Genomic DNA, 24,720 nt, shown 5'->3' with positions numbered 1-24,720 from the left:
CGCAGGTTCCGTGCGACACGGGCGCCGGCGCCCGTGGGCGGCCCCCGCATCGATCGGGACGGCCGGCCCCGAACGGTCGTGCGTCCCGTACAGGGCGGCCTTTCGGCACGGCCCCTCGGTGCGGCACGGAGGACGGGGCACCGCGTGCGGCGTTCGGCCCAGCAGCGGGTGCCGGTGCCCGCGACCGCCGGTAGCGTCCCCGCCGTGAGCACACCGACACCCGAGTGGGAGGACGAGTCTCCCGGTGCGATCATCGGGCCCGATCGGTTGCTCGCGTTCGGTGACGCGGTCTTCGCCATCGCGATCACCCTCCTCGCCCTCGACATCACCGTGCCCGGCGATCTGGAGGTCGGCGCCCTCGGTACGGCGCTCCACCGGGCCCTCTCCGACATCGGCGCGTATCTGCTGAGCTTCGTCGTCATCGGTGTGCTGTGGCTCAGCCAGCACACCCTGTTCCACCGCGTCGCCCGGCTCGACTCCTGTCTGCTGTACCTCTATCTCGCGCTGCTCGCCGTGATCGCCGCACTGCCGTTTCCCACCCGTCTGATCAGCGAGTACGCGGACACCACGGCGGCGACCGCCGTGTACGCCGGATCCATCGCCGTCGCCTCGGGCCTGATCACCGCGATGACACTGCGGCTGCTGCTGCGGCCTGCCCTGGCCACTCCGGGCACGGCGCCCCGACGGCTGCGTATCGCCGTGTACGAGGGGCTGGTCATGGTGGTCGTCTTCGCCGCGTCGGTGCCCCTGGCCTTCGTCTCGCCGAAGATCGCCCAGTACTGGTGGCTGGCTGCGATCCCGGCGCGCGTCTGGCTGTCCCACCTGACCCGCTCGGTCCCGCCCCGGCCCTGACCCGGCTAGCAGGCCGGCCCCGGGCCTCCGTCGAGCAGCGCCGACAGCAGTCCGCCGAGCACCTCGCGCTGTGAGGAGGTCAGGGGCGCCAGGATGTCCTCCGCGGCCGCGCGCCGGGCGCCGCGCAGCTCCCGCAGCGTGGTGCGTCCGAGGTCGGTGAGCTCCACGCGCACCACGCGGCGGTTCGTCGGATCGGCCACCCGGCGGACGCGGCCGCCCGACTCCAGCCCGTCCACCAGGCTGGTGACGGCGCGCGGCACCACCTCCAGGCGGTCGGCCAGATCGGCCATCCGCGGCGCCCCTTCGTACTGGGCGACGACCCGCAGCAGCCGGGCCTGGGCCGGGGTGATGCCGATCGGCTGCAGATGCTGCCGCTGAATGCGGTGCAGCCGCCGGGTGAGCCGCAGCAGCTGCTCGGCGAGCACGCCGTCCGCGTCGGGAACGGGGCCTGGAGTGGTCATGCACGGACGATATCAGGACGATGTTCATTGTGAGTATAGGTAATAATGAGCTATGCTCTTCGAGCTGTCAGGTCCTGATCCGCGGAAGGAGCCCATGCGCACCCACGACGGTCCGTCCTGGACACCTCCCGATCGGCCGCTGGACCCCACGCGGCCCGCCCAGCCCGCCCAGGTGCGGCGCATCCTCGGGCTCTTCCGTCCCTACCGGGCGCGGCTCGCCGTGGTGGGGCTGCTGGTCGGAGCCTCGTCGCTCGTTTCCGTCGCCTCGCCGTTCATGCTGCGCGAAATCCTGGACACCGCGATCCCGCAGGGCCGCACGGGCCTGCTGTCGCTGCTCGCCCTCGGGATGATCGTCGCCGCCGTGACGACGAGCGTGTTCGGTGTTCTGCAGACGCTGATCTCGACCACGGTCGGCCAGCGTGTGATGCACGACCTCCGCACCGGCGTCTACGCCCAACTGCAGCGCATGCCGCTCGCGTTCTTCACCCGGACGCGGACCGGCGAGGTCCAGTCCCGTATCGCCAACGACATCGGCGGCATGCAGGCGACCGTCACCTCCACGGCGACCTCACTGGTCTCCAATCTGACCGCCGTCGTCGCCACCGTCGTGGCGATGCTCGCGCTCGACTGGCGGCTCACGGTCGTCTCCCTGGTCCTGCTGCCGGTCTTCGTCTGGATCAGCCGCCGGGTCGGACGCGAGCGCAAGGCCATCACCACCCAGCGGCAGAAGCAGATGGCGGCCATGGCCGCCACGGTCACCGAGTCGCTGTCCGTCAGCGGCATCCTCCTCGGCCGCACGATGGGCCGGGCGGACTCGCTCACCCGGTCGTTCGCCGACGAGTCCGAACGCCTCGTCGATCTCGAGGTCCGTTCCAGCATGGCCGGCCGCTGGCGGATGGCGGTCATCGGCATCGTCATGGCCGCGATGCCCGCCTTCCTGTACTGGGCGGCGGGTCTTGCGCTGCAGTCCGGCGGATCCACGATCTCGATCGGCACCCTGGTCGCCTTCGTCTCACTGCAGCAAGGGCTGTTCCGCCCGGCCGTGAGCCTGCTGTCCACGGGTGTCCAGATCCAGACGTCGCTCGCCCTGTTCCAGCGGATCTTCGAGTACCTGGACCTGCGGATGGACATCACAGAACCGGAGGATCCGGTCCGGCTGGCCGAGGTGGCGGGGGAAGTACGGTTCGAGGAGGTCGGTTTCCGCTACGACGCCAGGAGCGGGTCGACGCTCGAAGGCATCGGGATCACCGTGCCGGCCGGTGGGAGCCTCGCCGTGGTCGGGCCCACCGGCTCCGGCAAGTCCACGCTCAGCTATCTCGTGCCCCGGCTCTACGACGTCACGGAGGGCCGGGTCACCCTGGACGGCGTCGACGTCCGCGACCTCGACTTCGACACCCTCTCCCGGGCCGTGGGCGTCGTCTCCCAGGAGACGTACCTCTTTCACGCGTCGGTCGCGGACAATCTGCGCTTCGCCAAGCCGGACGCCACCGATGCCGAGATCGAGGCGGCGGCGCGGGCGGCGCAGATCCACGACCACATCGCCTCGCTGCCCGACGGCTACGACACGCTCGTGGGCGAGCGGGGGTACCGGTTCTCCGGCGGTGAGAAGCAGCGGCTCGCCATCGCCCGGACGATCCTGCGCGATCCACCGGTGCTCATCCTGGACGAGGCCACCAGCGCGCTCGACACCCGCACCGAGCAGGCCGTTCAGCAGGCGGTCGACGCACTCTCCGCCGGACGCACGACGATCACCATCGCCCACCGGCTCTCCACCGTGCGCGACGCCGACGAGATCGTCGTCCTCGACGGCGGGCGGATCGCCGAACGCGGGACGCACGAGGAGCTGATGGAGCGGAACGGGCGCTACGCCGCTCTGGTGCGCAGGGATGCCCAGCTGGCGCCGGTCGCGTCCTGAGCGTCCGGTCGTTCTTCCCGCCGGCCGCCGTGCAGAGAGCGGTGCCGTGCACTGTGCCGTGCGTCGCGCCCCGACCGTCGAACGTGAACCGGGCCTCTGCCGTCCGTCGTCACTGGGCCGGTTCACCGTGGGGGTGACGGCGCGGATTCTGTTGTGTGTGGTTTTGTCGGGTTAGCGTGCCCTTATGAAGAGGGAGTTCCCGAAGGCCCGGCGCCGTCGGCGCCGGCTCCGTCTGACGCGCCGCGGCCGACTGCTGCTGTTCGCGGGCGTGGTCGGCCTGATGGGTGCGGTGACGGCCGTCGTCCTGACGCTGCTGCCCCAGTCGAAGAAGAGGGCCACCGAGCCCCAGGCGCGGCCGAAGACCCTGCTCGTCCCGGAGGGGTGGCGTTCCTCCCAGGTCTACGCCGCCGTGGACAAGGCGCTCGGGGTCCGGGCCGGCACCACCCTTCGGACGGCGACCGCTGCGGGCTCGCGGTTGAGGCTTCCGGCGGAGGCCCGCGGGAATCCCGAGGGCTATCTCTTCCCGGCGACCTATCCCGTCGGCCCCGAGTCGTCCCCGGGCAGTCTGCTCAGCTTCATGGTCAACACGGCGGGCCATCGTTTCGGCACCTCGTCCCTCACCGACGGGGTGCGGCGCCATGGCATGACGCTCCATCAGGCGGTGATCGTCGCCAGCATCGTCCAGGCGGAGGCGGACAGCGCCGAGGACATGGCAAGGGTGGCACGCGTCGTGCACAACAGGCTCGCCCGGAACATGCCGCTGCAGATGGACTCGACCCTCAACTACGCGCTGAACCGCTCCACCCTCGACACCACCCGTCAGGACACCGGACTCCGGAGCCCCTACAACACCTATGCGCAGAGGGGGCTGCCGCCGACGCCGATCGGGAACCCGGGCGAGGCGGCGATGAAGGCGGCCGTCGGGCCGGCGGAGGGCGACTGGCTGTACTTCGTGACCGTCCAACCCGGTGACACGCGCTTCACCGCCGACTTCGAGGAGCACAACCGCAACGTCGCCGAGTTCAACAGGATCCGCGGGAGGGCGGGGTCCGACACCGGGTGACCGGTCGGACCCGGCCCGGGGGCTCCGGGTGCCGCGGACGTCCTGCGAGGGCGCCTCAGCCGGGGAGGGCGGCCAGGTCCCCGGCCGCCTCGTCCGGCGGCAGCGGGTCCCCGGACGACACGGCCGCGGGCCCGTGGCCCAAGAGCCGCATGATCTCCCGGACCGCGGCCCGTCCGGCCCGGTTGGCACCGATCGTCGAGGCGGACGGACCGTAGCCGACGAGATGGACGCGTTCGTCCCGAACCGCGCGGGTCCCCTCCACCGTGATGCCGCCACCCGGCTCTCGCAGCCTCAGGGGCGCGAGATGGTCGATCGCGGCGCGGAACCCGGTGGCCCAGAGAATGACGTCCGCCTCGACCGCTCGGCCGTCGTCCCACACCACGCCCTCCGGGGTGATCCGGTCGAACATCGGCATCCGGTCGAGGACGCCCTGCTCGCGGGCCCGCCGGATAGCGTCGTTCAGCGGCAGGCCCGTCACCGACACCACACTCCGCGGCGGCAGCCCCTTCCGGACCCGCTCCTCCACCAGGGCGACCGCCGCGCGACCCTGCGCCTCCCCGAACGGGCCCTCACGGAACACCGGCGGCTTCCGGGTCACCCAGGTCGTCCCCGCCGCCATCTCGGCGATCTCCATCAGGTGCTGGGTTCCCGACGCGCCGCCGCCGACCACGACCACCCGCTGCCCGGCGAACGCCTCGGGGCCCGGGTACTGGGCCGTGTGCAACTGCCGACCGCGGAAGGTCTCCTGGCCCGGGTAGTGCGGCCAGAACGGCCGGTCCCAGGTGCCGGTGGCGTTGATGAGTGCCCGTGCGGCGTACGTGCCCTCCGACGTCTCGACCAGCAGCCGGCCGCCCGCGCCCTCGCGCACCGCCCCGACGTGGACGGGCCGGTGCACCCGAAGCCCGAAGGCGTCCTCGTAGCGCGTGAAGTACTCGCCGATGACCTCGGAGGACGGACGGCCCGCGTCGGCGCCGGTCAGCTCCATGCCGGGCAGCGCGTGCATGCCGTGGACCTTGCCGTACGTCAGCGAGGGCCACCTGAACTGCCACGCACCGCCGGGTCCCGGCGCGTGGTCGAGGACCACGAAGCCGACATCGGCGCGCAGACCCGCTCGCCGCAGGTGGTAGGCGCCGGACAGCCCGGCCTGTCCGGCGCCGATGACGACCACGTCCACGTCTCGCACCGCGAAGTTGTTCACGGTTCTACCAACGATGGGGGAGTCGTGGATCTTCCCGTCCGGAGAGGACAGCGGGGGCCGCCCCGGACCGCGGGCGGGACCTCGCAGGCGGGTCGTTCACGATCAGAGGAAGGTGACCCCCTGGGCCAGCGGTAGCTCCTCCGAGTAGTTGACGGTGTTCGTGGCCCGGCGCATGTACGCGCGCCAGGCGTCCGAGCCCGACTCGCGGCCCCCGCCGGTCTGCTTCTCGCCGCCGAACGCGCCTCCGATCTCCGCCCCGGAAGTGCCGATGTTGACGTTGGCGATCCCGCAGTCGGAGCCGTCGGCGGCGAGGAACCGCTCGGCCTCCCGCTGGTCCCGGGTGAAGATCGAGGACGACAGGCCCTGGGGGACGTCGTTGTGCAGTGCGATCGCCTCCTCGAGCGTCCGGTAGGTGAGGACGTACAGGATCGGCGCGAACGTCTCCTCGCGGACGATGGGCGTCTGCCCCGGCATCCGCACCACCGCCGGGCGCACATAGGCCGCCGAGGGCGCCTGCTCCCGCAACCGGCGATCGCCTCCGGTCAGCAGCTTTCCGCCGTCCGCCTGCGCCGTGTCGAGGGCCTTCGCCATGGCCTCCAGGGCCCGCTCCGAGATCAGCGGCCCCACCAGGGTGTCGTCCCGGAACGGGTCGCCCACCGGCAGCCGGGTGTAGGCGTGGACGATACGCGTGGTGAGATCGTCGGCGACGTCCTCGTGCACGATCAGCCGCCGCAGGCTCGTACAGCGCTGACCGGCCGTGCCGGCCGCCGAGAAGACGATGGCACGCACGGCCAGGTCCAGGTCGGCGGCCGGGGTGACGACCGCTGCGTTGTTGCCGCCGAGCTCCAGCAGGCAGCGCCCGAAGCGGGCGGCGACCCGGGGGCCCACCTCCCGCCCCATGCGTACCGACCCGGTGGCGCTGACCAGCGCCACCCGCGGATCGTCGACCAGCCGCTCGCCGCATTCACGGCCGCCCAGCAGCAGTCGGTGGATCCCGTCCGGGGCACCCGTCTCCGCGGCCGCCCGGCGAAGCAGGGCATCGCACGCCACGGCTGTGAGCGGGGTCAGCTCGGACGGCTTCCACACCACCGGGTCGCCGCAGACCAGCGCGATCGCCGTGTTCCACGACCAGACCGCGACGGGGAAGTTGAAGGCGGAGATCACCCCGACGACCCCCAGCGGGTGCCAGCTCTCCGACAGCCGGTGGCCCGGTCTCTCCGACGCCATCGTGCGCCCGTACAGCTGACGGGAGAGACCGACCGCGAATTCGCAGACGTCGATCATCTCCTGCACTTCGCCCAGAGCCTCGGAGCGGATCTTCCCGGCCTCGACGGTGACGAGCTCGGCCAGGTCCTCCCGGTGCGCGGCGAGCAGCTCACCGAGGCGCCGGACCACCGCTCCGCGGCGCGGGGCCGGAACGGTGCGCCACTCCCCGAAGGCCGCCGCAGCCTCCGCCACGGCCCGGGCGGTGTCCTCGGCCGAGGTGGCGGGCAGGGTGAAGAGCGTCTCCCCGGTCAGCGGCGTCCGGGCGGAGAGCCCGCCGGCCGGGCCCCCCGATCCGGCCCGGGGCACGGGCGCGCCGCAGCGGTGCAGCGCCCTCGCGGCCCGGTCCCGAAGGGCGTCCGTGCCGGGCAGTGCGGTGGTGGTCATGCTGCGCTCTCCTCGGTTCGTCGTGGTCGTCGTGTTCGTCGTGTTCGTGGCAGGCTCTCGGGCCGGTGGTCCCGCTCCACCCGGGCTCCGCCCCGTCCGCCGTACGGGCCGCTGCTCATCGCCCTTCGGGGCACGGGCGGGCCCTGCTCAGTGAGCCGGCCTGCTGGGCGGCGTAGAGGTCGAAGGGGTCGTGCACGACGCGTCCGATCGCCCCGGACAGCCACGCCTGGTCGTAGTGGGCCCCGGTCTGCGCCGCGTCGCGGGCACCGGGGTCGGTGAGGTTCGACTGGAAGATCCCGGCCGCCGAGCGCGGCAGGAAGTCCTCGTACACGATCGGGCGGGCGGTGACCCAGCCGCCGTCAAGCAGGCCGCCGACATCATCCGGGGGCGTCCGCCCGTCCCGCGGCCGGTGCCGGACGGCCTCGTAGGTGAAGTACCCGAGCCCGTCGGCGGCCAGCCGGTGCTCGGTCCGGGGGAAGTGCGCCGCCCAGTCCTCCACGGGCCCGTCGACGAGCCGGTCGTACAACGCCCGGCCCTCGCGGCTGAGGGCGATGCCGCGTGCCTCGACCTCACCGAAGCGCACCCTCAGCGAGCCCTCGGAAAGGCTGCCGTCCGGCTCCCGGAACACACGGGGTTCCGCCAGCGCGCGGAAGGACGTCTGGCGCAGCAGCACCTCGGGGCCGTCCCATCGCGGGGGCCCCTGGATCCGGTCGATCATCGAGACGCCGAGGGCCTCCATCCGGTGGTAGAGGTCGTCGATGTCCAGCACGCGCGGGGTGAGGTGGTTGACGTGCGTGCTCGTCACACCGCCGATGTCGGCGGCGACCGCGGAGACCTTCTCCAACTCCGCGTACCAGACCCGGTCCACGGGCTCCGGGGACAGCTCGAACGCGGCGACCGCGAGGTGGAGGAAGCGTTCGGCACGATCCCCGTCGAGCCCTCCCTCGCGTTCGGCGCGCCCGGCCAGCTCGAGCAGTTCGGGCGGGAACAGTTCGCGGCGGTCCAGGAACGCCTCCAGCCGTCTGTGCAGGTCCGTGTCGAAGAATCGGCGGTCCGCCGGCGTGAGCACGGAGGTGAAGACCCGGAACGGATTGCGGGCCAGCTCTTCGGGGGTCACCGGGCGGAACGCGGTCGAGACGACCGGTACGGAACTGGCCGCGGCTTCCCGCAGATCGTAGAAGCCGACCGGCTCCATACCGAGCGCGGCGAAGATCTGTGCCGCCCGGCGCAGTTCGCCCGGGGTGCCGACCCGGATGGCGCCGTGCCGTTCCGCCGTGACCCGTTCGATACTGCCGAATCGCTGGGCCCGTTCCCCGCCCGCCGCCCGCATGACCGTGGCGTTCACCCGGCCGGCCACCTCCACCAGCGTGGTGTAGGCCGGCACCTCCGCTCCGTACATGGCGGAGAGCCGGCGGGCGAAGGCGGCGCGGAGCCGCCAGGTGGGGACGGTCGTCGCCATGGGAGCCTCCCGGGCGGTTCGGGGCCGAACGGCGGGGCCGTCCGGTCGGCCGTCAGATGATGTGGGCCTCCGGGCGGGCGGTCGCCCGGGAGCCGGCCGGGGCGAAGCGGGTCGCGGCCAGCGGGCCCACGTCGAGGAACGGCTCACGCCCCAGGTACAGATCGCGCACGATCTCGCCCACCGCGGGCGCCTGGAGGAAGCCGTGCCCGGAGAACCCCGTGGCGTACAGGAAACGGCGTGCGCCGGGCGCCTCGCCGATCAGGGCGTTGCGGTCCGGCGTCATCTCGTAGAGCCCCGCCCAGCCCCCGCCGGCCGGCTCCAGCTCCGCCAGCGCGGGTGCGACACGGGCCGCGGCGGCACGGAACGGCTCCAGCCACTCCTCGGTGAACTCCCTTCCGAAGCCGGGTTCCTGGCGTGGGTCGGAGAGCCCGAGGACGAGACCGCCGGCGTTGTCGCCGTGGAAGTACAGGGTGGACGTGAAGTCCAGGGTGAACGGTATGCGCGGCGGGGCCGGGACGACCGGTCCGGTGAGGGCGATCTGGCGGCGCAGCGGGACCACGGGCAGGGAGAGGCCGGCCAGCGCGGCGATCTCGCCCGACCACGCTCCCGCAGCGCAGACAACGGTGCCGGTACGGACCGTGCCGGCGGTCGTGCGCACGGCGGTCAGTGCCTCGCCGTCGCGCTCGAACCCGGTGACCGCGCAGTGCGTGCGCACCCTCGCCCCGAGGCCCCGGGCCGCCCGCAGATATCCGAGCACGGCGGGCCCGGGCAGCGCGAAGCCGTCGTCGGGGGAGTGGGCGGCCGCGATGATCGCGTCGGGGTCGAGGAAGGGGCACAGCCGGTGGGCCTCGCGTGGACGGACGAGTCGGCTGTCCACACCGAGCTCCCGCTGCACCGCTGTGGCCTCGCGGAACGCCGCCACGTCCTCGTCGCGGCGCAGCAGGAACAGATAGCCGACCCGGTCCAGTCCCACGTCCGCACCCGGCCGGTCGCCGAACTCCCGCCACGCCCGCAGACTGCGCTGTCCCAGCCGGATGTTCAGCGGATCCGAGAACTGCGCCCGCACACCGCCGATCGGCTTTCCCGAGGAACCGGAAGCCGGTGTGTCCCGCTCCAGGACCAGGACGTCACGGACTCCCGCCTCGGCGAGATGGAACGCCGTGCTCGCGCCGATGACCCCGCCCCCGATCACCACCACCTCGGCCGTGCGGGGGAGCGGCTCGGAGCCGTGCGGTTCCCCGAGGGCCTGACGAGCGGTCTCGTGAGCCATGAGGCCATGGTGACCGCGGGGACGCCCCCGCGTCCATGGAGCGTGCGGAAGCGCCCCGTGCCACCGGCGGTCGAAGGCGGCTCCACGCGGACGCGCGATCCTGCGGCGCGGGCGGGAGGATGGGACCATGCCCCAAGCCTTCACCACCCGAGTCCTCGACCTCACCACCGGCACGGCGGAGGCCGTGACCGATCTGACCGGCGCGTGCGAGAAGTTCCTCGCCGAGGCCGCCGACGGCCGCGACGGCCTGCTCAACGTGTTCGTGCCCCACGCCACCGCGGGCATCGCGCTGATCGAGACCGGCGCGGGCAGTGACAACGACCTGCTGTCCGCGCTGCACGTACTGCTTCCCGCCGACGACCGCTACCAGCACCGCCACGGCAGCCCGGGCCACGGCCGGGACCACGTCCTGCCCGCGCTGGTGCCGCCTCACGCCACCCTGCCCGTCGTCGGAGGGAGGCTGGAACTCGGCACCTGGCAGTCGATCTGTCTGGTCGACACCAACAGAGATAATCCGGAGCGTCAGGTGCGGCTGTCGTTCCTCGGGTAGCGGCGGGTGCGGGTGTCGTTCCTCGGTATTACGGCACCGTAGGCCGGATCTGCGGCCCCACCAACTGACAGTCCGGGCGTGCTCGGAGTGGGCATCTCGCCGCCATCGGAGACGCCGCGTGGGCCCACGCCGACGAGCGTCGAGCGCTGGAGGGTATCCAGTCCATGAGCGTCCTTTGTGAACTGCTGTTGCGCGAGACCGTTGCCGGACGCGTCTCGGCTGGTCTCGATGCCGCGCCGCGCGCCCGGCAGCAGACCGAGCCGCGCGAGGAAGCCGCGGGCGCCGTTACCCCGTCCCTGCTCCACTCCGCCGCCTGAGACCTTACGGAGTCCGCTGTGACCGAGCGTGCCGCGGAGTCCACTGGCCCTCGCATCCCCATGCCCGAGAAGACCCCGGCCGCGCTCCGCGTTGCCGTCGGGCGCCTCGACCCGACTGTCCTCGCCACGTTTGATCAGCAGTGGGATGAGGCGATGCGCCAGGCCCGCGATGAGTACACCCTCTCGCCGCCCCGTGCTTTCGTCGAGCACTGGTGGTCATGGGTCGGAGTCGCCCGCTTCCCGCGGCGCCTGGCCCGCTTCCGTGAGTGCGAGCGCATCGTCAGCGAGTCGGACGATCGCGCCGAGCGCCGCGCCGCCGCGAGTGAGCTGGCTTCGCTCCTCGCCGAGGCCGTCGCCGCGTGAGTGACCAGTGCCGGCGCCGGTGCTGGTCGACGCCTTCCATGGACTGGTGGTGCGCGAAGTGTGAGAGACCCGTCACGCCCGCACGGCAAGACCTGGCGCCCGGACGCCGGCCAGGCAGCGTGTGCCCTGAGCGCCGCCGACCGCGGCCGCACGCCTCGGTCGCAGGGCAGGGCGCCTCGGTACGCCGGCGCCACGACTGTCCCGACGCAGCGTCCGAGCCGGCGAGCTGGTTTGCCTCCGACCGAGTGCTCGTTGGTACGAATCGAGAGTCGGCAGAGGGCATGTTGGTGACGCCAAGCCCGTTTCGCGGAGTCTTCCATGTTCGGGAGGGCGGTTGGTGCGAACAGTCCGTCTTTCCTTGGGGGATCGAAGCAGCATGGCCGACGAGCGTCGCTGCCCCGCACCAACGCCCCCGGCGCCTGCCGCCGTTGGGATGTGGCGCCCGGGCCGGCCCGGTCCCTCGTGAGGGTGCGCCGCCACGGTCACCGTGCCGGTCTCGTCCGCTGTCCGGGTGCTCCGCGCGGCCACCGGCCTGTCACGCCCGCCGCTGCCGTACTCGGCGGGCGCCACGGCGTCACAGGGCCGGGGCCGACCGCTCGATCCAGTCGTACGCCGCCTGTGCCGTGAACTCCGCCTGTCCGCCCGGAAAGATCAGCCCGGCGGTGCGGAAGGCCTCGTCCGTGGCGGTGTCCGGCAGGTAGGGGACGGCGATGCAGCGCATACCGGCTGCGTGCGCCGCCGCGGCCCCGGGTGGGGCGTCCTCCAGGACCACGCAGCGAGCCGGTTCCGTGCCCAGCCGGTGCGCGGCCTCCAGGAACACGTCGGGACTCGGTTTCCCGTGCGCGACCTCCTCGGCGGAGACGAGTGTGGTGAGGAACGCGTCGAGACCGGTACCGGCGAGCACCGCCTCGATGGCGGCGCGGGAGGAACCGGAGGCCACGGCCATGGGTACGCCCGCCGCGTCGAGCAACTCCACGAGCTTCCGCATTTCCGGGTGGACATGTATGCCCGTACGGGCGAGCTCCAGATAGGCGCGGTTCTTGCCGGCCAGCAGATCATCGATGGACGCCTCGAGCGCGTACTCCTCGTTCAGCCGCTCCAGGGTCTCGCGGGTGCCGATTCCGATGAAGCGGGTGTGGTGCTCCCATGTGAAGTCCGTGACGCCGTACTCGGCGAGGACGCGCCGGCCCGCTTCGTAGTAGTTCGGTTCGCTGTCCACCAGCGTTCCGTCGAGATCGAAAATGACCGAAGTGTGCGCAGTGCTCATGCTCCCAGGATGCCAACCTGCCGTCCGGGCCGGGGTCAGCGCACCATGCGGGTGCGTCGGCCGACCGACTCGACCAACGGCAGCATCCGGTGCGGCACCCGTTCCCGCAGTGCCATCTCCGTCCGTGTGCGGACGACGCCCGGCAGATTGATGAGGCGCTGGATCACGTCCTCCAGATGGCCGTTGTCCCGGGCCACCACCCTGGTCAGCAGGTCTCCGCCGCCCGTGATGGAGAACGCCTCGACGATCTCCGGCACCTCGGCCAGCGCGTCGCCCACGTCGTCCAGATGCCCCTGAGTGACCTCGATGTGGACGAATGCCAGCACCGGATGACCGAGCGCGGCGGCGGACAGCACCGGGCCCGTGCCCGTGATCACACCGTTGCGTTCGAGACGGTCGATCCTTGCCTGGAGGGTTCCGCGCGCGATACCGAGGACGCGCGCGTACTCGCGCACGCTGGTGCGCGGCTGCTCGATCATCAGCCGCAGGATGCGGGTGTCGAGTTCGTCCACCGCCATGGCCGTCGGCCTCCCTGCAGCGCGTCGTTCCCCTCCGCGACTGTACCAATGGCACAGTCGTACGGTCCGGCCCTCCTCAGGTCTCCTCCTCCAGCCGGATGGCGGCTTTGAGGTCCTCGTGCGCCCTGCCCGGCTCGCCCTCCTGGGATTCGAGCAGCGCGGCGGCGATGGCGTCCAGCTTCCGCTGGAGCGCACGCTCGCTGCGCAGCTCCGAGTTCTTCAGCAGCGCCAGAAGCATCAGGGTGACAGCCGTCATGCACTCCCCGGCGAAGATCTTCCACTTCAGGGAGACGTCCGCGAAGTGCACCGCGACCACGCCGGCGACCACCAGCAGACAGAGTCCGAAGAAGGCCGGTGAGCTGGTGAAGTTCGAGGCCCTCTCCGCGAGCCGGTCGAACCTTCCCGGCCTGGGCCCGCCGCGGTCGGCGGGATGCTGCGTCGTCATCGCCCGCTGCCTCCTTCCGGGCCGCCGAGCGCATCGGCCGCGACCCGGGGGGCCGCCACCGGCCCTTGGTGCGCCTCGTCCAGGTCGTTCGCACGCAGTGCGGCCGAAGGGCGGATCGTCGCCACCCGGCCACGGACGTCCGGGACCGTTCCGCCGTCCTCGCCCGGGACCGGCCGCGGCTGCGGTGCGCCGCATCGGGCGGAGCCCCGGAAGGACGAACCGAGCGGCGCCCTCCCCGCGGACCGGGTCCGTGTCGCGTCCCGGAACAGCGGGTGCCCGCGGCTCCCGGCGGTGGCCTTCCGCTGCCCGGTCGGCCGTGCGCGCCGACCGGTGAGGAACGGCGTGGCGTCGTGGTCGACCCCGTTCCGCCCCTTGCGCCCACTCGCCCGCCGTACGGCCCGTCCGACCGTTCCACCCGTGGCTCCGGTCATCGAATCACGCTTCCCTTCGTTCCCGTGGCGTTGCCGACCGCCGGGCTGCCACGGGCGTTCGTCGCCGCCGGGCCGGTGCGGGATCCGGCACCGGCCCGGTCGGTTCCGTACACCGTGCGCATGCCCACCGGGCCCCCGCAATCGGGCGGCGGCGCGGCCGGGGAGGACCGGTGGGCGCTCCCGCGGGCGAGGTCCGCCGACGGGTCGGTTCCCGGGTTGCCGCGATTCCCGCCGGGCATGCCTGACGGGATCCCCGGTGCAACGCGGCGCGGGACGGAACCTGAGCGGGGCGGACGGCGACGCCGCCGAACCGCTCCGGGAGCCGAGGGCCGTCCGGACCGGGGTGCGGATCTTCTTCGCTCCCTGCCTGCGCCGGCAGGGACCGTTCCCCGACGCCCGCCCGCTTTCGCGCGGCGCCAGTGCGAGGCCGTCGCCGCGGCTAGGGGGCAGGAGTGTGGCGGAGAGCACGTGGCCGGGCCGCGAGGCGACGCGCGGCGGGGTTCCTCACCGCAGGTGGGTCCGGCGGCGGCCCGGGCGCACCTGACTGGTCCGATGGCTCCCCCGCTAGGGCGCTTCGCCGTCCGATACCTGGCCAATGGCCCATAGGTTCTGGGCCGGCTTGAGCCAGTGGGGCAAGGGATGCTCTCATATACCTGTCGATGGCGCTGCGGACTCCGCGGCGCCTTTTTCATGCCGGTACGTCGAAAGGGCGGGAAGAAGTGCTGAAGAGGGTGTTCGTGGCTCCGGACCCGGGGCTGCTGCGGCTGCGCAGCGCCACGCGGGCCGTCCTCGGCATCGGCTTGGCGGTGGCCGTGTGCGCGCTGACGGGCCACACGCTCACCGCGGTCATCACCGGGGGGCTCGCCGCGCTCCTCGCTCTCTTCACGGTCACCGACCCGCGGGTCCGCGACCAGGCCGTCACCACCGCCCTGCTGCCCGTGGTGGGTCTTCCGGTGCTCGCCCTCGCGGCCGGTCTGCACGCCACCCCCGGCGCCCGCGACGTCGCCTTCGTGGCCGTGGCCGGCGCCGCGGTCTACGCACGGCGCTGGGGCCCGCGCGGGCACGCCCTCGGTGTCTTCGCGTTCATGACCTTCTTCGTGACGCAGTTCCTGCGCACGGTGCCGCCGCAGATCCCCGAGCTGTACTCCTCCGTGGTCCTCGCGGTCCTCGCGGCCTCCGCCGTCCGGTTCGGCGCCTGGTGCTTCGAGCGGCGGGTGCCGCCGTCCGCGGCCCCCGTGCTTCCGGCAGGAACGGGGCTCGGCCGGACGACCACCCGGCAGGCCGTCCAGGTGACCGTGGCCGGGGCGTTCGCCCTCGCCGCCGGACAGCTGCTCTCCGACGAGCGCTGGTACTGGGCCGTCGGCGCCGCCTGGTGGATCTTCGTCAACACCAACGCGCGCGGCGAGACGCTCGTCAGGGGCTTCCGCAGGGTCCTCGGCACCGTGCTGGGTGTGGCCGCCGGGCTGGCCGTCGCCATGCCCGTCCAGGGCGCGCTGCTGCCGACGGCCGTGCTGGCCCTGGTGTGCGTCTTCGGGATCTTCTACAGCGCCCCGGTCTCGTACAGCTGGATGATGTTCGCGGTGACCGTGCTCGTGTCGCTGCTGTACGGACTGCTCGGAGCCCTGGGACCAGCCCTGCTCGCTCTGCGTCTCGCCGAGACGGCGGTCGGCGCCCTGGGCGCGGCGCTGGCGCTGGCGTTCGTGCTGCCCGTCACGACCCACTCGGCGACCAACGCCTGGATCCGGCTGACCGTGCGGTGCGTGCACGAGTGCACCACCGTCGCGATGCGCAGGCTCGCGGGGGACGAGACCGCCGACCCGGCGCCGCACGCCGCAGAACTGGAGCAGCTCCTCGCCCGGGTGCGGATGTCCCTGGCGCCACTGGTCCACCCCTTCAGCCCGCTGCGCGCCCGCAAGGCCCGGGCCCGGCAGGTCCTCGTACTGCTGGACGACTGCGCCCGCGAGGTGCGCGGGCTGGCCGCCGTCGCGGCGGACCCGTACGCCTCCCACGACGCCCGGCTCGCCGCGGCCTGCTGGCGGGTCGAGGCCGCGGTGCACGCACTGGAGTCGGACGCCGAGCCCGGCCACGCCCCGGCCCCCGCGGGCGTCGGCGGGGGCGCGCACCAGGACCCGGGTGTGGAGGCCGCGCTCACGCATCTCCATGGCCTGGAGCGCGCCCTCGCCGGACTCGCGACACCGCTGCGCACGTCCCCGCGGGCGCCGCTCCTCACCGTCTGACACCACGCGCGGTCCCGCCCTGTGCCTTCGGTGTTCCGGCCGCTCCCGCGACCCGCTGGGCTCCCGCTCGGTGCACCGCCCCGCGGCGGCGGGGCGCGGTCCCGGGTGCACCGGCCGACGGCGCCCACCGGCGCGCGTCCGGACGCACGCGCGTCCGCGGGGACCCCGTGCGCCGGGTGGCGGCTCCCAACCGGGCACGTTCATCTGGCATTTACAGGGTGGATCAGGCCAGGTTCGGGGTAGATCGGGCGGCATCCACATCGCCTTCACACACCGGGGTGCGCACCATGCGGAAGTTCCTTCGTAGAGCCGCCGTCCGCAAGTCCCGCCCGTCGGATCCCCAACCGGCCGGAGCGCAGCTCGCCAGGGCGGAGCCCGCTCCTCCGCCGGGGCAGTGCCCGGTCGGCCACTCCGGGCCCGCCGGAACGGCCCCGGTGCGGCCCGCACCGGTCGCCGACCTCGCACAACTGCGCAAGGAGGCGGAGGAGTTCCTGCGGCTCTACCACCGGGAGGAACGCGGGGCGGGCGACCCGACAGCCCGGATAGCCGCCGTGCGCGCCGAGATAGACGCTACCGGTACCTACCGTCACACCGCGGACGAACTCGCCCACGGGGCACGCGTGGCCTGGCGCAACAGCAACCGCTGCATCGGCCGCCTCTACTGGCGTTCCCTGCGCGTCCGTGACCGCCGCGACGTGCGCGACGCCGACACCATCGCCGCGCAGGCAGCCGCCCATCTGCGCGAGGCGACGAACGGTGGCCGGATCCGGCCGGTCATCACGGTCTTCGCACCCGACGCCCCCGGCCGCCCCGGTCCTCGCATCTGGAACGAGCAACTGGTGCGGTACGCGGGCTACGCCGACGGCGGCGGCCGGGTCACCGGCGATCCGCGCAACGCCGGGCTCACCGCGTACGCCACGGGCCTCGGGTGGCCGGGTGGTCCCGGTACGCAGTTCGACGTACTGCCGCTGGTGGTCCAGGGCAGCGACGACAAGCCCCGCTGGTTCGCACTGCCGAACGATGCCGTGCACGAGGTCCCCTTGCGCCACCCGGAGGACGACTGGTTCGCGTCGCTGGGGCTGCGCTGGCACGCGGTACCCGCCATCTCCAACATGTGCCTGGAGATCGGCGGCATCTGCTATCCCGCCGCCCCGTTCAACGGCTGGTACATGGGCACGGAGATCGGTGCCCGCAACCTCGCCGACACCGACCGCTACGCCCTGCTGCCGGTCGTCGCCGCGCGGCTGGGCCTCGACACCTCCACCGACCGCACCCTCTGGAAGGACCGCGCGCTGGTCGAACTCAACCGTGCCGTGCTGCACTCGTTCGACCGGGCCGGCGTGACCATCACCGACCACCACACGGAGTCGCGCCGCTTCCTCGCCCACCTGGAACAGGAAGCCGGCCGGGGACGCCGGGTGGGGGCCGACTGGTCCTGGATCGTGCCGCCGATCTCCGGCGCCGCGACCGCCGTCTTCCACCGCACCTACGACACGATGCAGGCACGCCCCCTGTTCGTCCACCACCCGGAGGCGCTCGCCCGGGCCCGGGGCGAGGAGCCTGCACCGGAGGCCGTACATGGGCCCGGCCTGGTCTAGACCGCCTGCTACCGTCGGTCGGGAAGGGCACACGGCCGGCTGGCGGTAGCGCCGGACGGCGCGGCACCAGGGGAGGCCCCAGTGGAGCACGGGAACGCGCTACGGGCGTTCATCGGGTCGTTCACCTCGGCGGGCGGCCGGGGGATCGTCACGGCCGCCGTCGACCCGGCGACCGGTGCCCTGACGGAGACCGCGGCGACCGACGCAGTCGCCGACCCGTCGTACCTGGCGGTGGGCAAGGGGGAGAGCGGGCCCGTGCTCTACGCGGTCTCCGAGACCGAGGAAGGGGCGGTCGCCGCCTTCGACGTCCGTGGCGGGGGGCCGCCCCGCCCGCTCGGGGCGCCGGTACCGGTGAACGGCTCGGCACCGACCCATCTGTCCCTCGTCCCCGGCCTGCTGCTGACCGCCAACTACGGCTCGGGCAGCGTCAGCAGTCTCCCACTCGGCCCCGGTGGCCTGCCCGGACCAGCTGTCGGCGTCCTGCGTCACCAGGGCCGGGGACCGCACCCGGAGCGGCAGCGCGAACCGCACGCCCACCAGGTGCTCCCCGATCCCACCGGGCGGTGGGTGCTCACCGTCGACCTGGGCACCGACTCGGTCCGGGTGTGTGCGCTCGATCCGGCGGGCGGGGCTGCGCCGGTGCTCCACTCCGAGACCGCGCTGCCACCGGGCACGGGCCCCCGCCATCTCGCCTTCCATCCCGCCGGGGAGCACGTGTACGTGCTGGGCGAGCTGCGTCCCGCGCTCACCGTGTGCCGCTGGGACGCGCGCCGGGGCACGCTGGAACCGCTCGGCGAGGCGTGCGTGCTCCCCGACGGGTACGACCCGCCCAGCCATGCCTCGGCCCTGGCCGTTTCCCGCGGCGGACGCTTCCTTTGGGCCGCCAACCGGGGACACGACTCCATCGCCGTGCTCCGGCTCGGCGCCGGCGGGGACGAGCCGGAGCACGTCACGACCGTGCCCTGCGGCGGCCACTGGCCGCGCGATCTGGTGCTCGGACCCACCGGCACCCGGCTGTACGCGGCCAACGAGCGCTCCGGTGACGTCACCTGGTTCGACATCGACGCCGGGACCGGTGTGCCGCACCGGACGGGTTCGCTCGCCGTCCCGGCTGCGTCCTGCGTGGTCTTCGCCTGAGCCCTGCGGCCCCTCCGGGCCTGACGCAAGGCACGCAGGACGCGCGAGCCCCGAGAGCCCGTGTACGGAAGTCCTCGTACGCCGCAATGAGGCCGGGACCAGAGGCGGCCCCGTACTCGCGAGTGCCGGTTCACCCGGGGTCCGTACCCGCGACGGGCACACACGAAGGGCCCGCGTCGACGCGGGCCCTTCGTCCGTGCGGAGCGGCGACCTGTCAGCGCGACTGGACGCCCTGCGGCTGGGGCGTGATGCCCAGCGTGGTCGTGTACTGCGACAGCACCAGCTTGCCGATCGCGGGGTAGGCGCCCAGCGGCTCCGCGGCGGAGCACCCCGCCTCGGCGGCGGCGGCCTCGAGCAGGCCCTCGGGCACCTCGGGACCGACCAGGTGCGGGGCCAGCGCGAGCTGGGAGGAGCCGGAGACGCGCAGTTCCTCGGCCGTCGCCGCGATCGCGCCCTCCCGGTCCAGGGCGGCAGCCATGACCGGCACGGCGAGCCGCGCGGCCAGCAGCATTCCGGTGATGCCGGCGGCCTGCACCGCCTCGTCGCCGCCGACCGTGGCCAGGACGATGCCGTCGGCCGCGGTGGCTACCGTGAACAGGCGCGCCCGGTCCGCACGGGCCAGACCCGCCTCGGACAGTCGCACGTGCAGGGCCTCGGCGAGCAGCGGGTGCGGGCCGAGGACGTCCGTCAGCTCCGCGGTTGACTTGCTGTCCATGACGGCCTGGCGGATCCGGCGGACCAGGGCGCTGTCCGGGCCCGCGAGCAGCGGCACCACGACGGAGGCCGGGCCCTCGGGCTCGGCGACCTCGCGGCCGGCCGCCTTCGCCAGTTCGTAGCGCTCGGCGCGCAGCGCGGCGGAATGGGTCAGCACGCTCCCCAGCGTGGGGTACTCGGCGTCGTCGCCGTCGATGTAACCGATCGCGGCCTCGAGGCCGGGCAGCTCGGAACGGGCGATGCTGACGACTTCCTCGGCGAGGCTGCGTATCGCGGACGAGGGGGTGCCGGGCACGGCGAGAACGAGGGTCGGCGCGCCCTCGGGTGCCACCACGGGCTCCGGGCGGCGGTGCCGCCCGGGCTGGCGGGGTCGCGGCATTCGTACAGGGAGGCCGGATGCGGGCCCAGTGGGGGAGCTCATGGCGCCGCATGCTACTGGTTTCGTCGTCGTGCCTGCTCAGGGAGGGGTCGGTCGAGTACCGTCTGTCCGTGTTTACCCGATGAGTTCGTTAACAGGTGCCTGTCCAGGTCTGTCCGTCAAGGGTGGTTGTGAGGGTGAGCAGGTGCGGATCCTGCGGCAACCTCAGCGTGCCGCAGGCCAGCGCGGCGGCTACGGTCAGCGAACCGGCGAGCGGATCGCCCGCCGCCGACACCGGCCGGGCGTAAGGAAGTTGCCGGGCGAGAGCATCCCGCACCGGGGCGAGGAGCGGATCGCCCATCCTGAACAGCCCGCCCGTGAGGGCGACTTGACAGTCATCCCCCGCTGGGGGCGGACAGACGGCGGCGGCCGCCGCCGCGATGTGGTCCGCCGCGTCGGCAAGGATCCGCGCGGCGACCGAGTCGTCCGGCGCGCAGCGGGCGACCTCGGGTGCGAACGAGGCCAGCACGGCCGGCCGGTCGGTGCGCGGGTACAGCAGCCCCGGCAGCCCCGCCGCCGGCCCGAAGACGGCCTCGAGCCGTTCCAGCAGTGCCGGGGAGCCCCCCGCACGCCCGTCGTGGGCCCGCAGCGCGGCCTCCAGCCCCGCCCGGCCGATCCAGGCGCCCGAACCGCAGTCACCGAGCAGATGGCCCCAGCCGTCGGCACGGCGCCAGCCGGCGAGGTCCGTGCCGGTCGCGATCAGGCCCGTGCCGGCGGCGACGACCACTCCGGGGCGCTGGCCGAGGGCGCCCACGTAGGCCGTGACGGCGTCGGCGGCGAGCGCGACCTGAGGCACCCCCAGCTCGCGCGAGAGCGCACCGGGCAGTACGGCCCGCAGTTCGTCCCCGAGAGTCGCCATTCCGGCCGCCCCGACCGCGACGGCGACGGGGGCCTCGGCCCCGGCCCGCAGCAGAAGCTCGCGGGCCATCGGCAGCAACTGCTCCAGCAGATGGGCGGCTTCGATCCCGGCGGCGCCGGTACGGACGGGCTCCCGGGACGCGGCGGTCAGCGCCGACGGCGGGTCGGCGGCCGGGGCGAGGGCGACGCGCAGGCCGGAGCCCCCGGAGTCGGCCCCGAGGACCCAACCGCCCGCGCCGCCCCCGGTCATGGCAGCCGCCAGTCCACCGGCTGCGCACCCTGACGGACGAGCAGGTCGTTCACCCTGCTGAACGGCCGGGAGCCGAAGAAGCCGTAGTCGGCCGACTTCGGGGAGGGGTGGGACGACTCGACCGCAGGGAGGTCGCCGAGCAGGGGCCGCAGATTGCGGGCATCGCGGCCCCAGAGCACGGACACGAGCGGCTTGCCGCGTGCGACGAGTGCGCGGATGGCCTGCTCGGTCACCTCTTCCCAGCCCTTGCCCCGATGTGCGGCCGACCTGCGGGGCGCGGTGGTCAGCGCCCTGTTGAGCAGCAGCACGCCCTGCCGGGTCCACGGCGTCAGATCGCCGTTCGACGGCCGGGGCAGCCCGAGGTCCGTGTGCATCTCCCGGAAGATGTTCTCCAGACTGGCCGGCAGCGGCCGTACTTCGGGTGCCACGGAGAAGCTCAGCCCCACTGCGTGCCCGGGCGTCGGATAGGGATCCTGGCCGACGATCAGGACGCGCACCTCGTCGAACGGCTGCTGGAAGGCGCGCAGCACATGCGCGCCCGCCGGCAGGTACGTCCGCCCCGCGGCGATCTCCGCGCGGAGGAAGTCGCCCATCGCGGCGATGCGTTCGGCCACGGGGTCCAGGGCGTCCGCCCACCCCGAATCGACGATCTCTTTCAACGGTCGTGCCACGAGGCGTCACTCTACTGGCCGCGCGGGGCGCCTCCTCAACCGACCGTCGCGGCCCGGACACACAGCACGTCCGGCAGATGGGAGGCCAGCTGCCGCCAGCTGTCCCCGTCGTCCGCGCTCGCGTACACCTCGCCGTTCCGATTGCCGAAGTAGACCCCGGCGGGGTCGGCGCCGTCGGTGCACATCGCGTCGCGCAGCACGGTGCCGTAGTGGTCCCCCTCGGGCAGCCCGTGCGACAGCGGCTCCCACGTCGCGCCCGCGTCGGTCGTGCGGTAGACCCGGCAGCGCCGCTCGGCCGGGACCCGGTCCGCGTCGGCGTTGATCGGGAAGACATAGGCGACGCCGGGGCGGTGCGGATGGGCGACGACGGAGAAGCCGAAGTCCGACGGGAGTCCCGCGCCGATGTCCGTCCACCGGGTGCCTCCGTCGTCGCTCCGGTACACCCCCCAGTGGTTCTGGAGGTAGAGCCGGTCGGGATCGCCGGCGTCCTGGGCGATCTTGTGGACGCACTGCCCGAACTCCGGGTTCGGATCGGGCAGGAAGACCGCCGACACCCCCTCGTTGGACGGGTTCCAGGCGGCGCCTCCGTCCTGGGTGCGGAACACCCCCGCCGTGGAGACCGCGACGGTCACCCGGCGGGGGTCCCTGTCGTCGGTGACCACGGTGTGCACGGCCTCGCCGCCGCCGCCGGGAACCCATTTCGAGCGGGTGGGGTGCTCCCAGAGCGGCCGGACGAGCTCGAACGTCTCCCCTGCGTCCTCCGAGCGGAACAGCGCCGCCGGCTCCGTCCCCGCGTACACCACGTCCGGGGCCGAGGGGCCCGCCGGATGGAGCTGCCAGACCCGCTCCAGGGAGGCTCCGGTGTCCTTGGGGAACCTCACCGCGGGCTTGGCCGGTTCCGTCCATGTCGCGCCCAGGTCGTCGGAGTGGAACACCGAGGGGCCCCAGTGGGCGCTGTCCCCGCCGACCAGCAGCCGCGGCACGGCCCCGCGGCGTGTGTCGATCCCGATCGAGTACACGGCCTGGGCGTTGAAGTGGGGGCCGTCGAACTCCCACCGGCCGTCTCTCCCGTGCCCCAGGAAGAGCCCCTTGCGCGTGCCTACCGCCAGCAGAACGTCGGTCATCGCCGACACCTCCAGGACGCCGTTGTCGCGAACGGGAGCCAGTCTGCACCCACCCACTGACAACGGCCCCCGGACGGGGCCTTCCCGCAGGTCGGCCCGGCCGTGCCCGGCGCGGTGCGCATCCGTGCGCGGACCGGCCCGCCTCCGGGCCCGGCCCGTGGGGCCCGCGCGGCTCCGGGCCGGGCGGGCCCCACGGGCTCAGACCGAGCGGTGGTACTGGTCCGGGATCCGGACCGTCCCGCCCAGTTCGTGTGCGGCGAGCCGCGCCCACGAGGGGCTGCGCAGCAGTTCCCGGCCGAGCAGCACGGCATCGGCCTCGCCGTTCGCGAGGACCTTCTCGGCCTGTTCCGGGTCGGTGATCAGACCGACGGCCGCCACGGGCAGCGCCGTCTCGCTCCTGACCCGGGCGGCGAACGGCACCTGGTAGCCGGGGCCGACCGGGATGCGGACCCGGGCGGCGTTCCCGCCCGAGGAGACGTCGAGCAGGTCCACGCCGTGCTCCCTGAGCAGCGCGGCGAAGCGCACGGTGTCGTCGGCGGTCCAGCCGTTCTCCTCGAGCCAGTCGGTCGCGGAGATCCGGAAGAACAGCGGGAGCTCCTGCGGCCACACCGCCCGTACGGCGTCGACGACCTCGAGCGCGAACCGGGTGCGGTTCTCGAACGAGCCGCCGTACGCGTCGGTGCGGTGGTTGCTGTGCGGGGAGAGGAACTCGCCGATGAGGTAGCCGTGGGCACCGTGCACCTCGACCACCTCGAAGCCCGCGTCCAGCGCCCGGCGGGCTGCCTCCGCGAACCGGGCCGGGACGTCCGCGATCTGATCCGTGGTCAGTTCGTCGGGCACCGGGTACCCCTCGTCGAACGGGACCGGACTGGGTGCGACCGGCTGCCAGCCGCCGGAGTCCGGGCCCACCGGCCCGCCGCCCTTCCAGGGCCGGTCCGTGGAGGCCTTGCGTCCGGCGTGCGCGAGCTGGATGCCGGGGACGGTGCCCTGTTCCCTGAGGAAGCGGGTGATCCTGCGGAAGGCGTCGGTCTGGGTGTCGTTCCAGATCCCCAGGTCGTGCGGGGTGATCCGGCCCTCGGGGGCCACCGCGGTGGCCTCGACGAGGATCAGTCCGGTGCCTCCGGCGGCCCGGGCGGCGTAGTGGGCGAAGTGCCAGTCGGTGGGGACGCCCGCGTCCGGTCCCGTGGCCTCGGCGCTGTACTGGCACATCGGTGCCATCCACACGCGGTTCGGGATCGTCACGGACCGCAGGGTGTACGGCTCGAACAGTGCGCTCACGGCGGACTCCATTCACGGCGGGGCGAAGATGATGCTCGTACGATAGCCTTCGTAGTACGGTGATTGTCAAACTACGATGACTCTCGTACAAGAGTCGGCCCGGCCGCACATGACCGCCGCGAGGGGGTGCCGGTCGTGGAGTCGGTCAGTCCGCTCCCGTGCAGTCGCGGAGCGGGTCGAGGTCCAGATCGGCCCCGTCGAGCTTGGCGGTCAGCATCGACAGGCGCTCCTGCAGGTCGCCGATCTCCTCCAGGGAGAGCCCGGTGGCCGCGGCGATCCTGCGGGGTACCAGAGCGGCCTGCTCCCGCAGGTCGGCACCCGCGGTCGTCGGTCGCACGGTGACCGAGCGCTCGTCCTCGGTGCTGCGCCGGCGCTCCACGAAGCCGAGCGCCTCCAGGCGCTTGAGCAGTGGCGAGAGCGTGCCGGAGTCCAGTCGCAGGCGGGTGCCGATCGTCTTCACCGGCAGCTCGCCGTGCTCCCAGAGCACCAGCATCACCAGGTACTGGGGGTAGGTGAGGCCGAGGTCCTTCAGGATCGCCCGGTAGACGCCGTTGAAGGCCCGTGAGGCCGCGTGCAGCGAGAAGCAGATCTGGCGGTCCAGGCGGAGGATCTCCGGGTCCGGCGCGGCATCCGGTGTCGTCTTCATGGGTCCAGGGTACCTGCCTCGCGAGCCATT

23 protein-coding genes are annotated in these 24,720 nt (G+C 73.2%); 9 read left to right on the top strand and 14 right to left on the bottom strand.

Features of this window, described 5'->3' with window-relative positions:
* The first annotated feature begins 204 nt into the window (after positions 1–204).
* Positions 205–852, top strand: a complete 648-nt coding sequence (locus AB0J10_RS24785) for a TMEM175 family protein (protein ID WP_363064673.1) — start codon at positions 205–207, stop codon at positions 850–852.
* Positions 853–857: 5 nt separating this feature from the next.
* Here AB0J10_RS24785 and AB0J10_RS24780 read toward each other — a convergent pair whose 3' ends face one another.
* Complete coding sequence (locus AB0J10_RS24780; RefSeq protein WP_363064672.1) at positions 858–1,313, bottom strand: MarR family transcriptional regulator; 456 nt, start codon at positions 1,311–1,313, stop codon at positions 858–860.
* 94 nt (positions 1,314–1,407) lie between these two features.
* On the opposite strand from AB0J10_RS24780, the gene AB0J10_RS24775 reads away from it, so the two are divergent.
* Both AB0J10_RS24775 and mltG read left to right on the top strand, forming a co-directional pair.
* On the top strand, positions 1,408–3,228 hold the full coding sequence (locus AB0J10_RS24775; RefSeq protein WP_363064671.1) for an ABC transporter ATP-binding protein: 1,821 nt from the start codon (positions 1,408–1,410) through the stop codon (positions 3,226–3,228).
* Between the two features lie 184 nt (positions 3,229–3,412).
* Positions 3,413–4,291 (top strand): endolytic transglycosylase MltG, encoded by an 879-nt coding sequence (gene mltG, locus AB0J10_RS24770; protein ID WP_363064670.1) that lies wholly within the window; start codon positions 3,413–3,415, stop codon positions 4,289–4,291.
* A 55-nt stretch (positions 4,292–4,346) separates the two neighbouring features.
* Here the strand turns inward: mltG and AB0J10_RS24765 are convergent, their stop codons facing one another.
* The 4 genes from AB0J10_RS24765 to AB0J10_RS24750 all read right to left on the bottom strand — a co-directional run bounded on the left by AB0J10_RS24765 (position 4,347) and on the right by AB0J10_RS24750 (position 9,868).
* A complete protein-coding gene (locus tag AB0J10_RS24765) occupies positions 4,347–5,489 on the bottom strand; it encodes an NAD(P)-binding domain-containing protein (protein WP_363064669.1) in 1,143 nt (380 codons plus the stop codon).
* A 102-nt stretch (positions 5,490–5,591) separates the two neighbouring features.
* The gene (locus AB0J10_RS24760; RefSeq protein WP_363064668.1) at positions 5,592–7,139 is read right to left on the bottom strand and encodes an aldehyde dehydrogenase family protein; all 1,548 of its coding nucleotides are present in this window, start codon (positions 7,137–7,139) and stop codon (positions 5,592–5,594) included.
* A gap of 115 nt (positions 7,140–7,254) precedes the next feature.
* On the bottom strand, positions 7,255–8,598 hold the full coding sequence (locus AB0J10_RS24755) for a VOC family protein (RefSeq protein ID WP_363064667.1): 1,344 nt from the start codon (positions 8,596–8,598) through the stop codon (positions 7,255–7,257).
* 52 nt (positions 8,599–8,650) lie between these two features.
* The gene (locus tag AB0J10_RS24750) at positions 8,651–9,868 is read right to left on the bottom strand and encodes an FAD-binding oxidoreductase (protein WP_363064666.1); all 1,218 of its coding nucleotides are present in this window, start codon (positions 9,866–9,868) and stop codon (positions 8,651–8,653) included.
* 127 nt (positions 9,869–9,995) lie between these two features.
* Here AB0J10_RS24750 and AB0J10_RS24745 point away from each other — a divergent pair, with 127 nt between their 5' ends.
* The 3 genes from AB0J10_RS24745 to AB0J10_RS24735 all read left to right on the top strand — a co-directional run bounded on the left by AB0J10_RS24745 (position 9,996) and on the right by AB0J10_RS24735 (position 11,098).
* Positions 9,996–10,418 carry a secondary thiamine-phosphate synthase enzyme YjbQ gene (locus AB0J10_RS24745; protein WP_363064665.1) on the top strand — a complete coding sequence of 141 codons (423 nt, stop codon included), beginning with the start codon at positions 9,996–9,998 and terminating at the stop codon, positions 10,416–10,418.
* Between the two features lie 164 nt (positions 10,419–10,582).
* Positions 10,583–10,735 (top strand): hypothetical protein, encoded by a 153-nt coding sequence (locus AB0J10_RS24740; protein WP_363064664.1) that lies wholly within the window; start codon positions 10,583–10,585, stop codon positions 10,733–10,735.
* Between the two features lie 18 nt (positions 10,736–10,753).
* The gene (locus tag AB0J10_RS24735; protein WP_363064663.1) at positions 10,754–11,098 is read left to right on the top strand and encodes a DUF6247 family protein; all 345 of its coding nucleotides are present in this window, start codon (positions 10,754–10,756) and stop codon (positions 11,096–11,098) included.
* 574 nt (positions 11,099–11,672) lie between these two features.
* Here the strand turns inward: AB0J10_RS24735 and AB0J10_RS24730 are convergent.
* The 3 genes from AB0J10_RS24730 to AB0J10_RS24720 all read right to left on the bottom strand — a co-directional run bounded on the left by AB0J10_RS24730 (position 11,673) and on the right by AB0J10_RS24720 (position 13,328).
* On the bottom strand, positions 11,673–12,365 hold the full coding sequence (locus AB0J10_RS24730; RefSeq protein WP_363064662.1) for an HAD-IA family hydrolase: 693 nt from the start codon (positions 12,363–12,365) through the stop codon (positions 11,673–11,675).
* Positions 12,366–12,400: 35 nt separating this feature from the next.
* Positions 12,401–12,883, bottom strand: a complete 483-nt coding sequence (locus AB0J10_RS24725) for an Lrp/AsnC family transcriptional regulator (protein ID WP_363064661.1) — start codon at positions 12,881–12,883, stop codon at positions 12,401–12,403.
* Positions 12,884–12,959: 76 nt separating this feature from the next.
* Positions 12,960–13,328, bottom strand: coding sequence for a low affinity iron permease family protein (locus AB0J10_RS24720; RefSeq protein ID WP_363064660.1), 369 nt, complete (start codon positions 13,326–13,328; stop codon positions 12,960–12,962).
* A gap of 1,150 nt (positions 13,329–14,478) precedes the next feature.
* On the opposite strand from AB0J10_RS24720, the gene AB0J10_RS24715 reads away from it, so the two are divergent.
* The 3 genes from AB0J10_RS24715 (at position 14,479) to AB0J10_RS24705 (ending at position 18,731) form a co-directional block, all read left to right on the top strand.
* Entirely contained in the window at positions 14,479–15,996 is a 1,518-nt protein-coding gene (locus AB0J10_RS24715) for an FUSC family protein (protein ID WP_363064659.1), read from the top strand.
* Between the two features lie 434 nt (positions 15,997–16,430).
* Entirely contained in the window at positions 16,431–17,594 is a 1,164-nt protein-coding gene (locus AB0J10_RS24710) for a nitric oxide synthase oxygenase (RefSeq protein WP_363064698.1), read from the top strand.
* Positions 17,595–17,675: 81 nt separating this feature from the next.
* A complete protein-coding gene (locus AB0J10_RS24705) occupies positions 17,676–18,731 on the top strand; it encodes a lactonase family protein (protein WP_363064658.1) in 1,056 nt (351 codons plus the stop codon).
* 214 nt (positions 18,732–18,945) lie between these two features.
* Here AB0J10_RS24705 and AB0J10_RS24700 read toward each other — a convergent pair whose 3' ends face one another.
* The 6 genes from AB0J10_RS24700 to AB0J10_RS24675 all read right to left on the bottom strand — a co-directional run bounded on the left by AB0J10_RS24700 (position 18,946) and on the right by AB0J10_RS24675 (position 24,690).
* Positions 18,946–19,866, bottom strand: a complete 921-nt coding sequence (locus AB0J10_RS24700) for a hypothetical protein (protein ID WP_363064657.1) — start codon at positions 19,864–19,866, stop codon at positions 18,946–18,948.
* Positions 19,867–19,954: 88 nt separating this feature from the next.
* Positions 19,955–20,971, bottom strand: coding sequence for a BadF/BadG/BcrA/BcrD ATPase family protein (locus AB0J10_RS24695; protein ID WP_363064656.1), 1,017 nt, complete (start codon positions 20,969–20,971; stop codon positions 19,955–19,957).
* On the bottom strand, positions 20,968–21,630 hold the full coding sequence (locus AB0J10_RS24690; RefSeq protein ID WP_138057892.1) for a uracil-DNA glycosylase: 663 nt from the start codon (positions 21,628–21,630) through the stop codon (positions 20,968–20,970). The genes AB0J10_RS24695 and AB0J10_RS24690 overlap by 4 nt, the downstream gene beginning before the upstream one ends.
* Before the next feature lie 47 nt (positions 21,631–21,677).
* Entirely contained in the window at positions 21,678–22,766 is a 1,089-nt protein-coding gene (locus AB0J10_RS24685; protein ID WP_363064655.1) for an exo-alpha-sialidase, read from the bottom strand.
* Between the two features lie 198 nt (positions 22,767–22,964).
* Complete coding sequence (locus AB0J10_RS24680) at positions 22,965–24,044, bottom strand: NADH:flavin oxidoreductase/NADH oxidase (protein ID WP_363064654.1); 1,080 nt, start codon at positions 24,042–24,044, stop codon at positions 22,965–22,967.
* A gap of 145 nt (positions 24,045–24,189) precedes the next feature.
* Complete coding sequence (locus tag AB0J10_RS24675; RefSeq protein ID WP_363064653.1) at positions 24,190–24,690, bottom strand: MarR family transcriptional regulator; 501 nt, start codon at positions 24,688–24,690, stop codon at positions 24,190–24,192.
* Positions 24,691–24,720 lie beyond the last annotated feature (30 nt).

The sequence above is a fragment of the Streptomyces sp. NPDC049887 genome (assembly GCF_040656535.1).
Lineage (GTDB): Bacteria > Actinomycetota > Actinomycetes > Streptomycetales > Streptomycetaceae > Streptomyces.
Note: the sequence above shows the minus strand (reverse complement) of the source record. Positions and strands in the feature narration are given on the sequence as shown.

Bases quoted from the DNA above. Each gene is read 5' to 3' on its own strand.
- AB0J10_RS24755 (WP_363064667.1), bottom strand. From the start codon at position 8,598: ATGGCGACGACCGTCCCCACCTGGCGGCTCCGCGCCGCCTTCGCCCGC.
- AB0J10_RS24745 (WP_363064665.1), top strand. From the start codon at position 9,996: ATGCCCCAAGCCTTCACCACCCGAGTCCTCGACCTCACCACCGGCACG.
- AB0J10_RS24740 (WP_363064664.1), top strand. From the start codon at position 10,583: ATGAGCGTCCTTTGTGAACTGCTGTTGCGCGAGACCGTTGCCGGACGC.
- AB0J10_RS24780 (WP_363064672.1), bottom strand. From the start codon at position 1,313: ATGACCACTCCAGGCCCCGTTCCCGACGCGGACGGCGTGCTCGCCGAG.
- AB0J10_RS24720 (WP_363064660.1), bottom strand. From the start codon at position 13,328: ATGACGACGCAGCATCCCGCCGACCGCGGCGGGCCCAGGCCGGGAAGG.
- mltG (WP_363064670.1), top strand. From the start codon at position 3,413: ATGAAGAGGGAGTTCCCGAAGGCCCGGCGCCGTCGGCGCCGGCTCCGT.
- AB0J10_RS24695 (WP_363064656.1), bottom strand. From the start codon at position 20,971: ATGACCGGGGGCGGCGCGGGCGGTTGGGTCCTCGGGGCCGACTCCGGG.
- AB0J10_RS24675 (WP_363064653.1), bottom strand. From the start codon at position 24,690: ATGAAGACGACACCGGATGCCGCGCCGGACCCGGAGATCCTCCGCCTG.
- AB0J10_RS24685 (WP_363064655.1), bottom strand. From the start codon at position 22,766: ATGACCGACGTTCTGCTGGCGGTAGGCACGCGCAAGGGGCTCTTCCTG.
- AB0J10_RS24760 (WP_363064668.1), bottom strand. From the start codon at position 7,139: ATGACCACCACCGCACTGCCCGGCACGGACGCCCTTCGGGACCGGGCC.
- AB0J10_RS24750 (WP_363064666.1), bottom strand. From the start codon at position 9,868: ATGGCTCACGAGACCGCTCGTCAGGCCCTCGGGGAACCGCACGGCTCC.
- AB0J10_RS24725 (WP_363064661.1), bottom strand. From the start codon at position 12,883: ATGGCGGTGGACGAACTCGACACCCGCATCCTGCGGCTGATGATCGAG.
- AB0J10_RS24730 (WP_363064662.1), bottom strand. From the start codon at position 12,365: ATGAGCACTGCGCACACTTCGGTCATTTTCGATCTCGACGGAACGCTG.
- AB0J10_RS24700 (WP_363064657.1), bottom strand. From the start codon at position 19,866: ATGAGCTCCCCCACTGGGCCCGCATCCGGCCTCCCTGTACGAATGCCG.
- AB0J10_RS24775 (WP_363064671.1), top strand. From the start codon at position 1,408: ATGCGCACCCACGACGGTCCGTCCTGGACACCTCCCGATCGGCCGCTG.